General features: G+C 53.1%; 17 protein-coding genes. 6 read left to right on the top strand and 11 right to left on the bottom strand.

Going from position 1 to position 13,421, the window contains the following annotated elements; genetic code table 11:
- Window positions 1–156: 156 nt before the first annotated feature.
- Complete coding sequence (locus tag ACFFK0_RS23305; RefSeq protein ID WP_377472768.1) at window positions 157–855, top strand: GntR family transcriptional regulator; 699 nt, start codon at window positions 157–159, stop codon at window positions 853–855.
- Between the two features lie 126 nt (window positions 856–981).
- Here the strand turns inward: ACFFK0_RS23305 and ACFFK0_RS23300 are convergent, their stop codons facing one another.
- From ACFFK0_RS23300 to ACFFK0_RS23265, 8 genes are all read right to left on the bottom strand, one after another.
- Window positions 982–1,518, bottom strand: a complete 537-nt coding sequence (locus tag ACFFK0_RS23300; RefSeq protein WP_377472767.1) for an acyl-CoA thioesterase — start codon at window positions 1,516–1,518, stop codon at window positions 982–984.
- Window positions 1,519–1,555: 37 nt separating this feature from the next.
- Entirely contained in the window at window positions 1,556–2,380 is an 825-nt protein-coding gene (locus tag ACFFK0_RS23295; protein ID WP_377472766.1) for a squalene/phytoene synthase family protein, read from the bottom strand.
- A gap of 83 nt (window positions 2,381–2,463) precedes the next feature.
- Window positions 2,464–2,628: a hypothetical protein gene (locus ACFFK0_RS23290; RefSeq protein WP_377472765.1), complete on the bottom strand. Its 165-nt coding sequence runs from the start codon at window positions 2,626–2,628 to the stop codon at window positions 2,464–2,466.
- Window positions 2,629–2,759: 131 nt separating this feature from the next.
- The gene (locus ACFFK0_RS23285) at window positions 2,760–4,997 is read right to left on the bottom strand and encodes a M56 family metallopeptidase (protein WP_377472764.1); all 2,238 of its coding nucleotides are present in this window, start codon (window positions 4,995–4,997) and stop codon (window positions 2,760–2,762) included.
- Window positions 4,998–5,038: 41 nt separating this feature from the next.
- Window positions 5,039–5,437: a BlaI/MecI/CopY family transcriptional regulator gene (locus ACFFK0_RS23280; protein ID WP_377472763.1), complete on the bottom strand. Its 399-nt coding sequence runs from the start codon at window positions 5,435–5,437 to the stop codon at window positions 5,039–5,041.
- A gap of 241 nt (window positions 5,438–5,678) precedes the next feature.
- Window positions 5,679–5,957: a hypothetical protein gene (locus tag ACFFK0_RS23275; RefSeq protein ID WP_377472762.1), complete on the bottom strand. Its 279-nt coding sequence runs from the start codon at window positions 5,955–5,957 to the stop codon at window positions 5,679–5,681.
- A 92-nt stretch (window positions 5,958–6,049) separates the two neighbouring features.
- Window positions 6,050–7,105 (bottom strand): CotH kinase family protein, encoded by a 1,056-nt coding sequence (locus ACFFK0_RS23270; RefSeq protein ID WP_377472761.1) that lies wholly within the window; start codon window positions 7,103–7,105, stop codon window positions 6,050–6,052.
- A gap of 85 nt (window positions 7,106–7,190) precedes the next feature.
- On the bottom strand, window positions 7,191–7,610 hold the full coding sequence (locus ACFFK0_RS23265) for a hypothetical protein (RefSeq protein WP_377472760.1): 420 nt from the start codon (window positions 7,608–7,610) through the stop codon (window positions 7,191–7,193).
- 273 nt (window positions 7,611–7,883) lie between these two features.
- Between ACFFK0_RS23265 and ACFFK0_RS23260 the strand changes: the two genes are divergently transcribed.
- On the top strand, window positions 7,884–8,522 hold the full coding sequence (locus ACFFK0_RS23260; RefSeq protein ID WP_377472759.1) for a hypothetical protein: 639 nt from the start codon (window positions 7,884–7,886) through the stop codon (window positions 8,520–8,522).
- Between the two features lie 124 nt (window positions 8,523–8,646).
- Window positions 8,647–9,321, top strand: a complete 675-nt coding sequence (locus ACFFK0_RS23255; protein WP_377472757.1) for a YwrJ family protein — start codon at window positions 8,647–8,649, stop codon at window positions 9,319–9,321.
- Window positions 9,322–9,447: 126 nt separating this feature from the next.
- Here the strand turns inward: ACFFK0_RS23255 and ACFFK0_RS23250 are convergent, their stop codons facing one another.
- Both ACFFK0_RS23250 and ACFFK0_RS23245 read right to left on the bottom strand, forming a co-directional pair.
- Window positions 9,448–10,803, bottom strand: a complete 1,356-nt coding sequence (locus ACFFK0_RS23250) for an ArsB/NhaD family transporter (protein ID WP_377472756.1) — start codon at window positions 10,801–10,803, stop codon at window positions 9,448–9,450.
- Window positions 10,804–10,811: 8 nt separating this feature from the next.
- Window positions 10,812–11,009: a hypothetical protein gene (locus tag ACFFK0_RS23245; protein ID WP_377472755.1), complete on the bottom strand. Its 198-nt coding sequence runs from the start codon at window positions 11,007–11,009 to the stop codon at window positions 10,812–10,814.
- A gap of 194 nt (window positions 11,010–11,203) precedes the next feature.
- Between ACFFK0_RS23245 and ACFFK0_RS23240 the strand changes: the two genes are divergently transcribed.
- Window positions 11,204–11,899: a metal-dependent hydrolase gene (locus ACFFK0_RS23240; protein WP_377472754.1), complete on the top strand. Its 696-nt coding sequence runs from the start codon at window positions 11,204–11,206 to the stop codon at window positions 11,897–11,899.
- 46 nt (window positions 11,900–11,945) lie between these two features.
- Here the strand turns inward: ACFFK0_RS23240 and ACFFK0_RS23235 are convergent, their stop codons facing one another.
- The gene (locus ACFFK0_RS23235) at window positions 11,946–12,251 is read right to left on the bottom strand and encodes a Dabb family protein (RefSeq protein WP_377472753.1); all 306 of its coding nucleotides are present in this window, start codon (window positions 12,249–12,251) and stop codon (window positions 11,946–11,948) included.
- Between the two features lie 130 nt (window positions 12,252–12,381).
- Between ACFFK0_RS23235 and ACFFK0_RS23230 the strand changes: the two genes are divergently transcribed.
- Both ACFFK0_RS23230 and ACFFK0_RS30700 read left to right on the top strand, forming a co-directional pair.
- A complete protein-coding gene (locus ACFFK0_RS23230) occupies window positions 12,382–13,134 on the top strand; it encodes a hypothetical protein (RefSeq protein ID WP_377472752.1) in 753 nt (250 codons plus the stop codon).
- A gap of 87 nt (window positions 13,135–13,221) precedes the next feature.
- Window positions 13,222–13,362 (top strand): hypothetical protein, encoded by a 141-nt coding sequence (locus ACFFK0_RS30700; protein WP_512700680.1) that lies wholly within the window; start codon window positions 13,222–13,224, stop codon window positions 13,360–13,362.
- The last annotated feature ends 59 nt before the right edge of the window (window positions 13,363–13,421 follow it).

Below are 13,421 nucleotides of genomic sequence, written 5' to 3'. Positions count from 1 at the left end.
GGAGGAATCTCAAATAAAATCTAGACTAGTGCCTTTCAGACGCAGGAAATTGACACCTCAAACGAACAGATGCTAAAATCTTATATACATCATTTTGATCCCGAGTTATTCGTCATCGTATCCTTTACCCAAAACTTCAATCTCAGAGGAGTCGTTATGTCTACGAGAACAGGCTTGCCAAAGCTTGATACTTCGAATTTGTGGGATAAATCGTACAACATCCTGAAGGAAAAGATTATCCGCCGGGAATTTCTCGCAAATGAAAAGTTATCTATACCGGAGTTAGCTGAACAGCTGGGGGTAAGCAGAACCCCTATTCGGGACGCCTTGAATCGTTTGGAAATGGATGGACTTGTGAAAACGGTTTCCAAAGTAGGAACCTTTGTCAATGCAATCGAAATCGAAGACGTGCAGAATATTATGGATACGCGCTTAATGCTGGAATTTTGGGTAGCTGATAAAATCGCAGCTCAGACGAAAGACCAAATTCAGCAAGAAGTTGTGACTATGGAACAAATTTTGCAAACATCCAAAGAGAATATTGAAATATTACCGTTGGACACATACTTGCAATATGATTATAATATGGCTTTTCATCTTGAATATATGAACATCGGGAAAAACAAGAGAAATATGGAGATTTACAAAAGTATCATGAACTACAGATTTCTCGCAGCGCAAGCCTCTTTAATTACCAAAGAGATGGTTACGACAGCCCTTGAGCAGCATACCGCCATCTTGCATGCTGTCAAAGAAGGCAGTATGTACGACATCAAGACGATGATCAAACTGCACTTAGACGATTCCAAGATGAGATTATTGGAAAAAATACATGCCAATGGTGGAGCTATTTAGTTGGATTATGACCTGACTTTCCTACACCAAAGCTCTTATTGATTTCGCTTAATACGATTTAGAATGAAATTTCATGTAAAATCGTCTTTGCCAATAAAAAAAGCATCCCTGACAGGATGCTGAGGTTTATTGGTTGTAGGATTGTTCCCAAGGATACGTCGTCAGCAAATAATCGGCGAATTTCTTGCTCTCCTCGCGGCGGTGCTTGCGCATTTGCGCCCGCTGCACGGCGGTTTCGTGGAGCTTCCGCTCCTCCTCCGTCTCCGGCACGATCCGCGGAACCGGCACGGGCTTATGATTTTCGTCCAATGAAACGAATGTCAAGAACGATGTTGCCGCGATTTTCCGCTCTCCGGTATACAAATCTTCTTTAACGACCTTCACGAATACTTCCATGGAAGTCGTTCCCGTCCATGTCACGAACGCCTCCAGACATACGCAGTCCGTCAAATGAATCGGCGACAAGAAGTCGACCGAATCCGTGGACGCCGTCACGACATTGCCTCGGGACAGCTTGGTTGCCGAGATCGAAGCGATATCGTCGATGAGCGACATCAGCTTGCCCCCGAACAAAGTATTATTGTTGTTGACGTCCAGCGGGAATACACGGGAAATTTTGAAGCAGCGGGTTTCCCGGACGTACTTCTGTTGATCGTTGCCCATCCTGCCCCTTCTTTCGGCCATGCATCATATTCTCAAGCTAACTTGAAACGCGGCTTACAATGTCCATCACATTCGCCCGGGACAGCTTCGTGCCGCCGCCGGCAATCGTCTGCACCGTCGCATGCGCCAGCGCCAGAGGAAGCGCGCAGAACTCCAGGGCCGGCCCCTGCTTCAGATCGGCCACGTATTCGTTGGCTAGCTGCAGATTGCGGTCGATGTAGCGGATCATATCCGCCTGCTCCCATCCGTCCGGGTAAAAATCGACGCCCCGCTCCAGATCTTCGGTCCGGTTGCGCAGGATGTTGACGGCCTGAAGCCCCCTGCCGAACGCGACGGCCTTCACTTTATCGGCAATCGTTCCGTCGTGCCACTGCCACAGCTCGGACAGCATCTCGCCGACCATGCCGGCCACGCTGTAGGTGTAGCCGTCGAGGTCCTCCTCCGTGCGGATGCTCCACTTCCGCTGCACCCATTCGGCCATTTGCTCCGACATCATGGCGATGTAGCGGTATACGGTTTGCGCGGCGGAGGACGGACACAGCAACAGCCATTCGTGCATTCTTACGGAAACCGCCGGTAAAATGTTCGCATACGGCTCCAGCAGCTGCTGCAGCTCCTGCATCACGTTATTGGAATGGAACGTTGCGCGTATGCTATGCAGCAGCGTAATCTTCGTCTGATCGGCAATGCTCTCGTGATCTTCAATTTCATCAATGGCTCTCATGCACAAGTAAGCGGAAGCCACGGCTTCCTTCAAGCCTTCCGTCAGGCGGCTGATCGGAATAAAGAAGGTGCGGCTTGTCTGCTCCAGCATGGTCATCGCATCGTTGTGACTGACGTTAGCGATCGGTATTCCCTCCATTACCCAGGCAACTATAGTTCCCCATGGTTCAACTTACTCCATGATACCATACGTGACCTAGAGTAAGCCATTCGCCCCGGAGTCTACAGCAGCGGAACGTCCCCATCCAGAGCGGCGAACGGAGCGTCCGGCTCCAGATCCTCGTCACCGATCAGGTCGACATACTGCCGTACGCCTTCAGGGGAAGTGGATCCGATCGCCGCTTCTCTGTCGGCATCCTCCAGCATCTCATACGATTCTCTATCCATGGTAAGCCTCCCTTTGCAGTCATGGTACATCAAATTGGAAAATGCTCTCTGCCTATATCGTAGCCAGATCAGACGCTTCTCATGCAATCGGGACTGTCTTAAACCTGCTTGCCGCAGATTGTTCCCGGTTCTTACAACCGTTCGAGATCCGCAGCCTTCTCCTTCATCAGGAAAGCGACAATCTGCTCCTGCTGCTCAACGTTCGCCGGAAATACGGCCTGAAAGCAAGCCACATTTTCCTTCCAGAAGTAGCTGACCAAGTCCCGCTCGTTCGGAGAGCTTAGCGCTCCGTCGATTTTATACGGTTCGGTCTTGAACGCCGCCACCCCGCCAATGGTCACAGGCGCCGTCTTGACCTCGAATTGCTTGCCGTCTATCCGAAAAAATCCGACAAAGCCTTTCGCCTGAATATCCTCCGTCATGCGATTGTCCTTGATTTGCATCACAGTGATACCTCCGGCCTTTTCTTCGGCGTTATCCGCTTTCCGGTATACGGTGTATAACAGCCTCGTCTTCTGGTCGGCCGCGTCCGTCGGATAACTGAAGTTGACTTTTTGCGTATTCATGGCGTACTGAACTTTATAGGAACCGGGCAGCTCCAACGGAAACTTCGGCGCAAACCCTATCGCCTTCGGAACCTGCCGTAAATCCCCGGTATCATAAATCATGACATTCAGCATATCATCACTGACATATTGGGTATAAATCCCGGGATCGGGGAATGCCATCGAAGCGATCATCCGGACGACCGTCTGTTCGCCGGCAGCCCGAAGATCTCTGATTACATAAACAATATCCTGTTCCTGCCATAAATAAACGATATGCCTCGCCTTCCGGAGCTCCGAGGTTATCTTGGTGACCTTCTGTCCCGCGATGTCCACAAGCTCCTTGCGAATCGTCGGCTCGCTTTCCGCACGTTTTTTTTCATTTTGCTCAGCCTCGGCGACCGCAGCCTCCAGTCCGCCTTCCTTAGCGCTGGCGGTGAAGAAAAAGCTCCCTTCTATTTGTCCGTTATTACGGTCATTAAACAACAAAGTCATTTGCCTCGCATTCGCTTCACCCTGCTGCAGCTGGAACGAAGCCTCGCTGAACGAATATCCGGCAGGCAGCTCCGTCGGTACCTTGAATTTGAGCCCGGCTACCTTGACGGCTTTTTCCAAGTTGTTATAGTTTCGGAAAGCAGAATTGTACAGGACACGGTCCGTTGCTGTATCGGACGGCATTATGGACGTAACGCCAGCTTCAAGCCGGGCTTCGGGCACGCTTGAGCCGGCCGGCCTCGCCGCATCGGTCAGCGTCGCCATACTTAACAGCGCCACGCAAACGATTGCCGCCGCCGACAGTTTATACGAGCCCTTCTTAAACGTTTGGATCATCTTCATTCTTTGCGAAAACTGGCGAAACGGATCGGACCCGAAAAAATAAATGAGATGCGCATCATTCCTCCTCGCAGGAATCCGCTTGAGAAACTCCAAAATCGTCAGCCCGTAAGGAACCGCTTCGGCTTCGCCAAGCACCTCCAGAACGTAAGCATCGCAGGCCAATTCCCGGTCCGCTTTCATTCTTCCGATACAGAGCCAAACGAGCGGATTCAGCCAGTGCACAGCCAATACGACACCGCCTATCGCGTTCCAGGCGATATCCCGTCGCTTGTAATGAGCCAGCTCATGCGAGAAAATGTGGAACAGCTGCTCGGCGCTCAGCTCCTTGCAAATCGCTTCCGGAACATAGATCCGAGGACGAGTGAGCCCCCAAATGTACGGACTATTCCACGGAGTACCCGTATAGAGTCTTATCGGCGCCGCAACGTTGAATTTGTCCCGGCATGCGTCCAGGATAGCCAATATCCGAGTATCCGCGACCATTCGAAGGGACGCGCGTTTTCTTCGCAAATGCAGCGTATAGCCCGCCAAATAGAGGAGCATGAATCCCGCTCCCCCCAGCCACAATGCCGCGATCGCTTGAAGGGCTGCAGGATGCTCAGGCTTATTAGGCAGTGCCGGCAAATTCAGCTTCGAGCTTTCCGTTTCCCCGTCCGTCCGGACGGCGGGCGCGTCCGCGGAATCGGACTTAGCCGTTCCGTTAACCATGAGCTCCTGCGGTATTAGGCTGTTTACCTGCGGTTCGCCAAAGGTCATCGCGTGCTTCACATCGGCAAGTAAAGCCCCGGCGTTAAAGATGCTTACCTGACTGTCGGGGAAAACGGGAAGAAGCAGACGCAGCAGAACGACCATCCACATCGCATGACGGACTCGAACGCTCAAATATCGGCGAAAAACAGCCTGAATGGCCAAGACAAGAAGCGCAACAGCACTAGCCGCAGCCGTCGAATCGAGATACCAAAGGAATAGCTTGACGACGCCATCCATACGATCACCCTTTACCGAATATTCACACGCTCTTACAACGTTCAAGCATCGGAGTCTTTGCCGTTCTTGGCCTGTTTATCAGTCAAAATCTTCCGGAGCTGCTCGATCTCCACGTCCGACAAATGAGCATCCTCCAAAAACCGGGTAACCATCAACCCGGCAGCGCCTCCAAACACCCGCTTCACGAAAGATTGGCTCTCCGCCCGGACGCATTCCTCTTCCGAAACCAACGGATAATATTTATACCCGCGTCCGGATTTCTCATAGCCGATCGCTCTCTTCTTGAGCAGCCGGTTCAGAAACGTGCGGACGGTCTGGTCGCTCCATTCGATTTGATCGGGCAGCATCAGCACAATTTGCTCCGCGGTAATAGGATGATTTTTCCATATAAGCTTCATGACTTCCCACTCGGACTCCGAAATTTTCGGGATATGCTGCATGACAATACCTGCTTTCCATTTTGAATTACACTTGTAAATGATTGGGTGCGATTTTAATATTACAAGTGTAAATGAAAGTTGTCAATCTCTTACATGTCGGCTCTGCTTCAATTTATTTTACATAACAAAGAGACGCTTCCCTCCCACTTGTCACATGGAATAAGAGGCGTCTTTCTGTGTTTTGGGACTTTCTCGTTAGACGTGCCCTATTGAGACAATCCCTTCGCTTGAACCGAGCGGATTAGTACACCCAAGGATACTGCGGGTTATACACAACGGGATAGCCGGTATAGACCGGGTATGAATAGTAACCGCCGACGTAGCCGTATGGATAGTGATAGTGGTGATGGTATGGATAATGATGACCGTGGAACCCGTGATGGAACCCGTGATGGTAGCCGTGGCCGTGGCCGTGACCGTAGCCTCCGTGAACGGGGCGGTCCTGTTCGTAGTTCGGCTGCCAGCCTTCTGCAGCGGCGATGCTTGCCGCCGGAACTGCTTCTTGAATCGATTGAATCATGGGGATGTTCCCTTCCTTCATACCGGATGTGGCTAATGCCTATATCACAGTATTCGCCCACAGCGAAAGCGGGAACGTTCTCGCCGCTATTTTTACCATTTCTTAATCTCCTGCCGGATGATCGTCCGCCGCTCCTGAATATACCGCTGTATGAATTCAGGCTCGGTTTCGAACAGAGCGAACGGCCACTTGCGCGAACGATCCGCGTACATATGCGGGTAGATGCTGTCATGAAGTCTGCGAATTTCGGGAAGAAGCCGGTTGAGCGTGAACGCCTCCTTCAGGCCTTGCTGCAAAATTTTCTTGTAGCGCAGCCGGACGGCCCGGTCCGACAACAGCTTGGCGGTCAGGTCGTTATACCCCGAGATGCGGACCAGATCGCTTCCGCAGCTTTTGCCGTAGCAATTGCGCCCCCAGGTGCCTTCATAGTCCCAAGGGATAATGCCGTAGCGCTCGCTGCCGGGCTTGCGGAACAACGCGTAATTTTGATCGAAGCCGTCGTAATTTCCCGTAAACACCGCACCGGCCAGCCAGCGCAAATAATTGTCGATATCGAGCCTGCTCTGCAAATAAGCGCTCAGCCGGGCAGCGCGGCGTGTATGCAAATTTGTAATGAACGCCGTAAGCCGCTTTCGTTCCGATACCGGACCGGCCATCAGCCGATAGCCGCTGAAGAGCGACGACTTGCGGCGCATGGAATCCGGATCCTTCAAGCTGAAATTCGCCCGGTCGTTCACCGCGTACAGCAGCGATTTCATCGGAATGCCTCTCTTGCGGAAGAAGCGGCGGTCGACGGCCTCAATCTCCAAATATACCCCTTGATGCTCATTGTTCCACCGGATCAGCACATGCTTCGTTTCCGGACTCGGGACGCCGATCCACCGGAAGAACCGGAAGGACAGGGCGTTCCGGATCATGGAAGGATCGTCGTATTCGGCATTCAAATGATAGGTGATCCCTTTATGCACAATTTCGTAGGATTTCTTCGGGTAATCCCGCGTGTGCCCGCCCCGATAGCGAAGCTGAATCGGTTCCAGCCCCCGTTCCGTTCTCAGGAAGGCTTCTACAAACGTATCGCTCCAAACATCTTTGCGCAGCAACAGCTGCTGACGATCATCGATAACAATATGCCGAACAGGGAGGCTCACCGAACATCGCCCTTCCTTCACAAACTAAGAAGCCTATCCGCTAGTGACAGGCTTCTACGGTGATATAACCTATTCGGCTGTTCGATTACTCGTCGCGGCAGTTGTCCCCTGTACCCTGTCTTCCGCTCTTGTGATGAGGCTTCCCATTCCAGTGGCCATGCTTCATGTAGTCTTTTGTGCGATCGCCGTGGGTACGGCTGCCATGCGTGCGGCTGCCTGCCGTCAGGCTGCCTTTCGTACGGTTGCCATGCGTGCGGTTTCCCGCCGTCAGGCTGCCTTTCGTGCGGTTGCCATGCGTGCGGCTCCCCGCTGTCAGGCTGCCTTTCGTGCGGTTGCCTTTCGTGCGGCTCCCCGCTGTCAGGCTGCCTCTCGTGCGGTTGCCTTGCGTACAATCCCCCTTCGTACGATCGCCCTTCGTACGGTGACCTCTCGAGCCTTCGCCCGCCCCGACAGCCCAGTAATCTGCCATTCCCCTGCTCTTCGGACCTTTTCCTTTAAGCGGCATATTGTTGACCTCCTTTAACGTTGATACTCTACTCTATGATTTCTATCAATCCGTTGATATAGATATCCGTTGATCTTCTAGCTGGCATAGATGACAGTGGAATTTTCATAGTGATAGATTGCTGTCTTGTACATCGTCCCCCGACACCACATATCCATATAGTACAACCTCACAACAAGGATATTGGGGACGGAAGGCACGATACAGAATCGTAGAATTCGCCCGAGGTTGTCCTGATCCCAATCTATCTTATATCGAAAGGGGAAATTCCCAATGGCCATGCATCAGCCACATCCACTGGAGCAGTTCGTAGGCAGCGAAGTGAAGATTAACCGCGGCGGACCCGACTCGATCACCGGCAAACTGCTTTTCGTCAAGCACGACCTGCTGGTCGTAAGAACGAGAGAAGGCATCGTCTATGTCAATGCTGCTCACATTAAGAGCTTTAACGTAGCGGACGGCAGCGGCGGCTCCCGCAGCGGCGGCAGCGGCGGTTCCCAGAGCGGCGGAAGCCGCGGCTCGAGAAGCGGCTCCGGCGGCGTGTCGGGGAACTTCGTTCGGGCGCACAGCTTCCCTGCGGCCGTCATGGCACTCCGTCACCAGTTCGTACAAATCAATCGCGGCGGTCCGGAGAAGGTTGAAGGCTTTATCGCCGACGCTAATCCGACTTATGTAATACTGCTTGTTAAGAAATCGGTTGTACAAATTCCGCTGTTCCATGTGAAAAGCGTCAGCCCGCAAAACAAAAGCAGAGGCAACAAAAGCGGAAAGAGCAATCAAAGCGGCGCTTCCAACAAAAGCGGAAAGAGCAATCAAAGCGGCGCTTCCAACAAAAGCAGATCAGGCGGCGCAAATCGCAGCTGCTCGAATAAAAGCTCGCACAAAAGCCGCTACCACGCCACTCGCACCTAATCGTTGATCTGGTGATCCTTTTCGAGAGGGACTGACCTGCAGCCGTGTCCCCGTTGCGGCTTCGCCGGCCGCCCTCTCTTTTCTTTATGCAGCGCAATTTACTCTTGCAGAGAGGAGGACGGGTATGAACATTGTGCGCTCTTTCCTGAACTCAACCGTCGAGCTGGAGCTTTCGGGCCGCCCGCTGCAAATTCGCGGCAAGCTGGTCGATGTCGCCGGCGATATTATCGTCCTATATGCCGCCAATCAGTTCATTTACGTGCCCTCGCTTCACATTCAGCACCTGAAGCCGTCCGACCCGGTCGATGCCGACGAAGCTAGCGGCGCGATGCCGCCGCCCCCGCTCGACAGCACAACCGAGTCCATCTCCTACCGGAAAATGCTCATGAATGCCAAAGGGATGTTCGTCGAGCTGTACATTACCGGCAATCAATCGATCCACGGCTATTTGACGAGCATCATGAACGATTACTTTGTTTTCTACTCACCGACGTTCCATCACGTGTTCATCTCCATGCGGCACGTCAAATATGTCATACCGTATACGAGTCAAGCGACGCCTTACCTGCTGCCGAAGGATCATTTTCCGGTGAAGCCCTCCAGCCTTACGCTCGCCCGCACGTTTGAGCAGCAGCTGAAGAAGCTGGAGAACCAATTCGTCATTCTCGACCTCGGCGATAATCCGTACAAAATCGGACTCCTTCGGAAAGTCGAAGACGGCGCATTGGAGCTGATCACGGCGAATGGCGCTTCCGTTATTTTGCATTCCGAGCATGTCAAGACCTTACATCTGCCTTAATCCGAGCTTCATAACCATTGCGCAGACCGCCTTCGTGCCGTCTGCTTTTTCATGCCGCCGATTCCCCCTCTTCTGCTCCGGCAGCACAAAAAAGCCTGCCGCCAACCTAGCAGCAGGCCAATCCGGTCAATATAGCCATTGTACCCAATAGGCAAGAAGCAGCAGCGTGAACAGGACGGTAACCGGTATTGTCGCCAGTGTCACTTTGAGGTAATCGGTCCATTCGATGCGGATGCGGTGCTGTCTAAGAATGTGCATCCAGATCAGCGAAGCGAGCGTGCCGATCGGCAGCAGCAGCGCACCGATGTCGCTACCGATCACACTGGCCAAATACGCGATCTTGAGCGTCAGCGGATCGAGCTGCATATTCGTGAGCGTCAGCGTGCCGATCATTAAAGCCGGATGGTTGTTGAACAGGATCGACATCCCCGACAGGAGCGTTCCCATCATCAGGCTGGCACCCGTCAGGTCGCTGGTCACGGCAGGTTCGACTATAGCAATAAGCGCTTCCGTAAGGCCAATATTATGCAAACCATAAATAATGACGTACATAGAGAAGGCGAACAGCAAAATGTGCCACGGCGTTTTCTTGATCATATCGGCCGGCGATACGCCTAAAGAAAGCCAGCGCCAGGCAAGCAGGATCACCGAGCCGAGCACGGCTACAATTTCGATCGGTATGCCGAAATAGGAAGCGGCGAACAAGCTGATTCGAACCGCAAAAACAAACAGCAGCATATTTCGCATCAGACGGTCTCGCCTGCGCGCAGCGGGAGCCTCGAGCTGCGGGTGAAGCAGAGGATGCTGCCCGGGACGGGGGTGGTGATGACGCTTGTCCGGGAGCCGGTGCGGCATCTGCCGGTAAAAGCACAAAAAGAGCAGCAGCACCAGCAGAAGAAGACCGAGCATCGCCGGAACGAACATCATGACCGTATGCATGTACAAATCCATCCCGATTATATCCAGGGCGATCAGATTGACGATGTTGCTGACACCGATCGGTGCGCTGGACGCCGTGGCGACCAGGGCTCCGGACAGCAAGTAAGGAATTTTCTCATGATTTTTCAAGCCTAACCGATCAAGGAGGATGATGAGGATCGGCGTCGTTATCAGAATGCTGCCATCGTTGTTGAAAAACAGCGTCATGAGGAAACAGAGCAGGTTGACGTACCAGAACAGCCGCAGCCCGGAGTTCTTCGCTTTGGCGGCTAGGCCGTCGGCGGCCCACTGGAAGAAGCCGAAGCTCTCGAGAATGATCGCCATGACCACCGTGGCCAAGATTGTAATGGCGGCACTGCTGACCGTTGCGCCAATCCGACCGAGATCGGCCAGGGATACACTTCCGCTGATCAAGACCATGATCGCCCCGAGCGTGGCGGGGACCGCTTCGTTTAAACCTTTGGGCCGCCACATCATGATGACCATCGCCAAGATAAACGAAAGTACCGTTACTGTTGCCGAGACGGTTGGTAGCCCAAGCATGGTGACGATCACTCCTTCTGAGCCGGACTTGTAGCCAGAGTACGTTCGCTGCGAACAACAAAGTCGGGTGCCGGCGTATAGCTGACCGTCACTTCCGCATAATGTTCTTCGGAGTCACGGTTCGTTTGCGGAGGACGGTTCGGCGCTTTCAGAAGCATGTATAACCCGATCCCCGCACAAGCCGAGACGAATGTCATCAAGAACATTGGTATTCCTCCTTCCGTACAGAAGCTCCCCATCGCTAGCACATATCTTTACCTATCATCTATCATTGATAGATATTGATACTTCATAGATATGTACCTTCCCGTACGAATGCTTGAGGGATTCGCCTTTATTTATATGGAAGTGTATAATTATGGATAGCTGTACCGAATCCAGCCAATCAAGGAGGATCGTCATGAAGCTGACGTATCACGGACATTCATGCGTGCACCTGACAGACGGAAATCATTCCCTGATCATCGACCCGTTCCTCAGCGGGAATCCCGTCGCCAAGACGAAAGCGGAGGACATTCGGACGGAGTTCGTCCTGCTTACGCACGGTCATAGCGATCATACCGCCGACGCCGAAGCGATTGCGAATGCGAACGACGCGACGATCGTAAGCATGTTGGAGCTCGCGGATATTTACTCGGTGAAAGGTATCAAAACGATCGGCTTCAATATGGGGGGAACGGCCGACCTCGGATTCGCCAAGGTCAAGCTCGTTCAAGCGTTCCATAGCTCCTCGATGCCGGCCGGCGGCGGACAGCCTGCCGTCTATACGGGAATGCCGTGCGGCTTTATGATCGATTGGAACGGACTTACGATTTATCATGCGGGAGATACGGCTTTGTTCGGGGATATGAAAATGTTCGGCGAGCTGTATGACATCGACTACGCGATTTTGCCGATCGGGGATTTCTATACAATGGGGCCGAAGGACGCGGTGATCGCCGCCCGCTGGCTGCAGGCCAAGCACGTTATCCCGGTGCATCACAGCACGTTCCCGGGGATCGCCCAGGATGCCGCTCTGTACGCCGCACAGCTGGAGGAATTCGGCATTACGGGTCACCCGCTCAAGCCGGGCGATCAGCTGGAATTGAGCGAATAAAATTGCTAATAATGAACCGGCCCCCTCCAGGCGGAGGGGGACCGGTTTATTTCGAGTAAGGGTAATCCACAACGACGACTTGCTCCAGAAGCCCGGATAGCGACGACACGAATTGCTGGTGGACCGGATGCGGACCGTATTCGCGCAGCGACTGCAGACTGTCGAACGTAACGCGCAGGCCGAGCGAAAAGCCGTGGCGGTTACCGGTCTCCTCCGTAACGTTGAGGCCTGCACTGAGATCGACGATGCCGGGGATACGCCCTTTGAACGAGAGGAGCTGCTGCAGCAGTTCCTCTTCTTGCTGTGGAGTGACTGTGCTGGTAAATTTAAATACAACGATATGCTCGTACATGCGCATTGCTCCCTTCAAGCAGTGTGAGAAAATCTAGACATAGTATAACGTTTGATGAGGTTTGGGGGAAATCCATGATTTTCGGATTAAACATGATAAAATAACAGGAGCACAGGAAAGGCGGGAAAAGATGGAGTACGCATTCGTGATCAAGCCAAGCACGTATATCGCCTTCGACGACGAAGAGCAGCTGATGGACAAATGCAAGGATTGGGGGCTGCTCTCCGAGAAGGCCGGCAAATCCAAATCGTATGCCTACAAGGGAAACGGGCTCAATGTACCTTGCCGGGTTATCGGTTATGCAGACGATATGACCGCCGTGATCGAATTTGACAATAACCAGCTTCACTGCATTCATCCTTCTTACCTGAAAGAGATGCAGGCGGCGTCCTTCAGCCAGAGATTGACGGCGTCCGCCGACGAAGGGGACGAGCCTGAATCCGCCGAGGCGCCGAAGCAGGCGGAGAGCGTCACGTCCGGCAATGAGGGCGAGCCGAAGAAGGTCTCCGCTCCGAAAGCGCCGAAAGAGCCGAAGGAGCCTAAGGCCAAGACGGAAAAGACGGAGAAGACGGCGCGCAAGAAGCTGGAGCTGCCGGAAGACAAGGTAAAGATGACAGCGACGGTAAAGGAATTCACGACCGTACCGAACCACTTCGCCGAGCAGGACGACGAAGTCGTCATCTATGAGGACGTTACTCTTGTCGATACGGATACCGCTGTCGGCGCCGCTTGGTCTTCATACAGCGCAACGCTGAAGAAGCTCGAGCTGGCCGAAGGCGACAAGCTGTCGTTCGAAGCGAAGATCGTAGCCAAGAAGCTGACGCGGCATCCGGTCCCTTACAAAATCAACAACCCGTCCAAAATGACCAAGCAGGAATCATGACGCTGAAGCCGACGGTAGCTTGCATTTTGCCGAACAAACCGTTTATGCTCGCGGTATGATTTTACTCCATAGAATCGAGGGACCACTTTGAACTTTCTGACTACAACGATCATCGCGTCTTTTGTCGTTATTGCCCTTGTTATATGGGCGACGATTTGGGTAACCAACAAAGCTTACTCCAGAAAATGGGAGGACCCCGACGACGAGCACGACCCTTTTAAATCTTAGCGCCATATACGCCCCCAATCTCCCCTCTCTCCGGAAGCCGCGGAAACCAGAGAGGGGAA

This window comes from Paenibacillus chartarius (genome assembly GCF_042432825.1).
Taxonomy (GTDB): Bacteria; Bacillota; Bacilli; order Paenibacillales; family NBRC-103111; genus Gordoniibacillus; species Gordoniibacillus chartarius.
This window is presented reverse-complemented; position numbering and strand designations above follow the sequence as displayed.

Excerpts from the sequence above, each read along its gene's own strand:
- ACFFK0_RS23265 (WP_377472760.1), bottom strand. The coding sequence starts at position 7,610 with ATGCCGCTTAAAGGAAAAGGTCCGAAGAGCAGGGGAATGGCAGATTAC.
- ACFFK0_RS23285 (WP_377472764.1), bottom strand. The coding sequence starts at position 4,997 with ATGGATGGCGTCGTCAAGCTATTCCTTTGGTATCTCGATTCGACGGCT.
- ACFFK0_RS23280 (WP_377472763.1), bottom strand. The coding sequence starts at position 5,437 with ATGCAGCATATCCCGAAAATTTCGGAGTCCGAGTGGGAAGTCATGAAG.
- ACFFK0_RS23290 (WP_377472765.1), bottom strand. The coding sequence starts at position 2,628 with ATGGATAGAGAATCGTATGAGATGCTGGAGGATGCCGACAGAGAAGCG.
- ACFFK0_RS23260 (WP_377472759.1), top strand. The coding sequence starts at position 7,884 with ATGGCCATGCATCAGCCACATCCACTGGAGCAGTTCGTAGGCAGCGAA.
- ACFFK0_RS23275 (WP_377472762.1), bottom strand. The coding sequence starts at position 5,957 with ATGATTCAATCGATTCAAGAAGCAGTTCCGGCGGCAAGCATCGCCGCT.
- ACFFK0_RS23255 (WP_377472757.1), top strand. The coding sequence starts at position 8,647 with ATGAACATTGTGCGCTCTTTCCTGAACTCAACCGTCGAGCTGGAGCTT.
- ACFFK0_RS23295 (WP_377472766.1), bottom strand. The coding sequence starts at position 2,380 with ATGGAGGGAATACCGATCGCTAACGTCAGTCACAACGATGCGATGACC.
- ACFFK0_RS23240 (WP_377472754.1), top strand. The coding sequence starts at position 11,204 with ATGAAGCTGACGTATCACGGACATTCATGCGTGCACCTGACAGACGGA.
- ACFFK0_RS23250 (WP_377472756.1), bottom strand. The coding sequence starts at position 10,803 with ATGCTTGGGCTACCAACCGTCTCGGCAACAGTAACGGTACTTTCGTTT.
- ACFFK0_RS23245 (WP_377472755.1), bottom strand. The coding sequence starts at position 11,009 with ATGTTCTTGATGACATTCGTCTCGGCTTGTGCGGGGATCGGGTTATAC.
- ACFFK0_RS23305 (WP_377472768.1), top strand. The coding sequence starts at position 157 with ATGTCTACGAGAACAGGCTTGCCAAAGCTTGATACTTCGAATTTGTGG.
- ACFFK0_RS23300 (WP_377472767.1), bottom strand. The coding sequence starts at position 1,518 with ATGGGCAACGATCAACAGAAGTACGTCCGGGAAACCCGCTGCTTCAAA.
- ACFFK0_RS23235 (WP_377472753.1), bottom strand. The coding sequence starts at position 12,251 with ATGTACGAGCATATCGTTGTATTTAAATTTACCAGCACAGTCACTCCA.
- ACFFK0_RS23230 (WP_377472752.1), top strand. The coding sequence starts at position 12,382 with ATGGAGTACGCATTCGTGATCAAGCCAAGCACGTATATCGCCTTCGAC.